We start from the raw sequence: 3,687 nt of genomic DNA, 5'->3' as shown, positions 1-3,687 counted from the left end.
ACGCGTTGGTTCGAATCCAGCTACCCCAGTTTTAACATTGTATATAATGGCGGTATAGCCAAGTGGTAAGGCAGAGGTCTGCAAAACCTTCATCACCGGTTCAAATCCGGTTACCGCCTTTCAATACTATTTGCCGGTGTGGCGGAATTGGCAGACGCGCTGGACTCAAAATCCTGTGATCGCAAGATCGTGCCGGTTCGACCCCGGCCATCGGTATAAAAATAGCATCAACGTAAAATATACGTTGATGCTATTTTTTTGTCTTGGTTTTTGGAGAATTTATCAATGTCTGTTTCAACACGAGCAGTGGACTATAGATAAGCTTTTATATTATGATCTACTTAATATCTTTTATCAGTTGGGAGAAAAAACGGATGAGTAAATTAGTTATTATAAGAGGAAATTCAGCTAGTGGAAAGACTACTACAGCGAAAGCAATTCAAAATTACTACCCCAGAGGAACCGTAATGAGGATTTCTCAAGATGAAATTCGGTTAGGTATTTTAAATGTCAAAGATAGAGTAGACAATCCAACAGCTGGACTAATCCAACAGATCGCTGAATTTGGTAAAGAGAAATTTGAAATAATTGTTATTGAGGGTATTTTAGGTTCTCATATTTACAAGGAAATGTTCATCTCTTTATATGAGACTTTTCAAGGAGAAGTTCATACGTACTACTATGATATCTCATTTGAAGAAACCCTTACTCGTCATAATCAAAGAGACTTGTCTAAAGTTTTTGGGGCTGAAAGAATGAAGAGTTGGTGGTTAGAAAAGGATATGTTAGGTTTTCCGAATGAGACTATATTTACAGCAAAACAAACTCAAGATGACGTAGTTGAAATGATTATCAAAGATATTAATCTAACATAACAGTAGCCACTAGATTTTGTTTGGTAAATGGGTAGCTTACCAAGAACGATTCTTAAGAAGCGTTGATTCGAGAAGTCCAATCAGAATTTATCGCGTCATGATCATAAGACAGCTGACCACATAACACAATGCTTAAAAACGAAATTAGAAACTTTATAAAGTCAGGACGAAATAGAGGTATGTTTGCTGATTTTTCAATTTCATCAACATAAAAAACGAATGACCATCATTGGTTCATCCGTTTTTTATGTTAACTCTTAGTTTGGATTCACTCCTAAAGCAATGCGACCATAACGGCTAATGCGAGTCATTTTCCATGCGGGAGACCAGACAATTTGCACATCAACGGATTGAATTTCCTCAATTGTTAGTAAAGCTGTTTTAATGTCTGAAGGAATCGACTCCACACAATCACAACCAATTCCTGTGAGGGTGATAACAATGCGACAATGGCCTTTTTCATCTAAATCAATTTCATAAATAAAGCCTAAATTATAAATATCTAAACCAATCTCATGATCTGAAACCGTTTGGAGTTTTTCGATTAATTGCTCACTCAGTATTGCAGCTCGCTCATTCAATTTAATGTCATCACGCATATATCTTCTTCCTTTCAATCTTAAAAATGGATACTTGTCTATTTTTCCATACAATTTCTCTTTTAGCAAGTAGAATATTTAATCATTTTTTCATCTTATTACTAGAAAAATCTCATATGTATGTTAGAATAAACAATAAACAAATGCTAAAAATGAGTGTCTTATCATTGAATCGATAGGGCTGAGGGGAGTATAGTCAATTGACAAATAATGAGAATAAAAAAGATATCAGAATTCGAAGTAACGTATATGATAGTATGGTTAAATCACCTAATCGAGCGATGTTACGCGCAACGGGGATGGGGGATGAGGAGTTCAATCAACCACTTATCGGTGTGATTAGTACGTGGGCAGAAAATACGCCTTGTAACATTCATTTACATGATTTAGGAAAAGTGGCGAAACAAGGAATTATGACGGCAGGCGGCTGGCCGGTTCAATTTGGCACGATTACCGTAGCAGACGGTATTGCGATGGGAACACCAGGAATGCGCTACTCGCTTCCATCACGTGATATTATTGCGGATTCAGTGGAGACCGCGGTTGGTGGTCATAACTGTGATGCTTTTGTGGCGATTGGCGGTTGTGATAAAAATATGCCAGGCTGTATGATTGCGATTGCGAATACTGAAATTCCTGCGATTTTTGTATATGGTGGTACGATTGCGCCAGGGAAATTAGATGGCAAAGATATTGATCTTGTTTCAGTTTTCGAAGCGATTGGGAAATGGAATAACAATGACATGACCGAAGAAGAAGTTCGTCGCATTGAATGTAATGCTTGTCCAGGCCCTGGAGGTTGTGGAGGGATGTATACGGCCAATACGATGGCTTCTGCGATTGAAGCAATGGGAATGAGTCTACCTGGTTCGTCATCGAATCCAGCGACAACTGAAGCGAAATTACGCGATGTTGAAGCAGCAGGCGAGGCTGTTTTAAATTTATTAGAGAAAAAGATTTACCCAAAAGATATTATGACGCGTAAAGCGTTTGAAAATGCGATTACAGTTGTAATGGCCTTAGGAGGTTCAACCAATGCGATTTTACATCTCATGGCGATGGCTCATGCCGCAAATGTGGAATTAACGTTGGATGATTTTAATGAGTTTCAAGAAAAAGTACCACATTTGGCTGATTTAAAACCAAGTGGTCAATATGTCTTCCAAGATTTATATGAGGTCGGCGGTGTATCGGCTGTTATGAAATACCTTTATGAGAATGGCTATATCCATGGTGACTGTTTAACGGTAACAGGAAAAACAGTAGCTGAAAACTTGGCAGAAGTTCCATCATTAACAGAAGGCCAACAAGTGATTATGCCGTTAGAAAATCCGAAACGAAAAGATGGCCCATTGATTGTGCTTCATGGTAATCTTGCACCAGACGGCGCGGTAGCGAAAGTTTCAGGTGTGAAGGTTCGTCGTCATGAAGGTCCTGCCAAAGTCTTTAATACGGAAGAAGAAGCGATTCAAGCCGTCTTAACGGATGAAATTGTCGATGGGGATGTCGTTGTCGTTCGCTATGTTGGACCAAAAGGTGGACCGGGAATGCCAGAGATGCTGTCTCTTTCAAGTATGATCGTCGGGAAAGGGCAAGGAGAAACAGTGGCATTATTAACAGACGGTCGCTTCTCAGGCGGAACGTATGGGTTAGTAGTCGGACATATTGCACCTGAAGCACAAGATGGTGGCCCGATTGCCCTCTTACAAACAGGCGATACTGTGTTGATTGATCAAGATACGAAAGAACTAACAATGAAAGTTTCAGAAGAAGAATTAGCAAAACGTCAAGAATCATTAGTCATTCCACCGCTTCATTCACGTGGTGCGCTTGGAAAATATGCCCACATCGTTTCAAGTTCCTCTAAAGGAGCAATCACAGATTTTTGGAAAAAAGATGAAAAGTAAATAATAGAAAGATCATTGTCGTTTGGGCTTCCTTAGTAAGAAGCCCAAACGACGATTATTTTTTTAGTAAGATATTTAAATGATGACATGTTTTCTTGGGGAGATTTTGAGATAAAAAAGCATAATATAGAGAAAGAAAGCGATTTAAAAAATAATTATCATTTGTTATTTTAAAAATAAATAAAATGTAAAAAAGGGGTTGTATTTATCTAAAAGTCGTGTATAATAATTAATTGTTGTTAGAGTTAAAGCAATAAAAAAACAACATTTAATGTCATGGCGATTGTGGCGAAGGGGTTAACGCAC

At 38.4% G+C, this 3,687-nt stretch carries 3 protein-coding genes and 2 tRNA genes; 4 read left to right on the top strand and 1 reads right to left on the bottom strand.

The features are described from left to right. Positions 1–48 precede the first annotated feature (48 nt). The 3 genes from RU93_RS11785 (at position 49) to RU93_RS11775 (ending at position 875) form a co-directional block, all read left to right on the top strand. Positions 49–119 (top strand) — tRNA-Cys (locus RU93_RS11785). Positions 120–132: 13 nt separating this feature from the next. Then, positions 133–216, top strand: a tRNA-Leu gene (locus RU93_RS11780). A 158-nt stretch (positions 217–374) separates the two neighbouring features. After that, a complete protein-coding gene (locus tag RU93_RS11775; protein WP_071875822.1) occupies positions 375–875 on the top strand; it encodes a P-loop NTPase family protein in 501 nt (166 codons plus the stop codon). A 257-nt stretch (positions 876–1,132) separates the two neighbouring features. Here the strand turns inward: RU93_RS11775 and RU93_RS11770 are convergent, their stop codons facing one another. Next, positions 1,133–1,474, bottom strand: coding sequence for a metal-sulfur cluster assembly factor (locus tag RU93_RS11770; protein ID WP_071875821.1), 342 nt, complete (start codon positions 1,472–1,474; stop codon positions 1,133–1,135). A gap of 200 nt (positions 1,475–1,674) precedes the next feature. On the opposite strand from RU93_RS11770, the gene ilvD reads away from it, so the two are divergent. Continuing rightward, the gene (gene ilvD / locus RU93_RS11765; RefSeq protein ID WP_071875820.1) at positions 1,675–3,381 is read left to right on the top strand and encodes a dihydroxy-acid dehydratase; all 1,707 of its coding nucleotides are present in this window, start codon (positions 1,675–1,677) and stop codon (positions 3,379–3,381) included. Positions 3,382–3,687: the final 306 nt, after the last annotated feature.

It is taken from the genome of Enterococcus aquimarinus, assembly GCF_001885765.1.
Taxonomy (GTDB): domain Bacteria; phylum Bacillota; class Bacilli; order Lactobacillales; family Enterococcaceae; genus Enterococcus_I; species Enterococcus_I aquimarinus.
This window is presented reverse-complemented; position numbering and strand designations above follow the sequence as displayed.

Coding starts and splice junctions, on each gene's coding strand:
- RU93_RS11775 (WP_071875822.1), top strand. CDS start 375: ATGAGTAAATTAGTTATTATAAGAGGAAATTCAGCTAGTGGAAAGACT.
- RU93_RS11770 (WP_071875821.1), bottom strand. CDS start 1,474: ATGCGTGATGACATTAAATTGAATGAGCGAGCTGCAATACTGAGTGAG.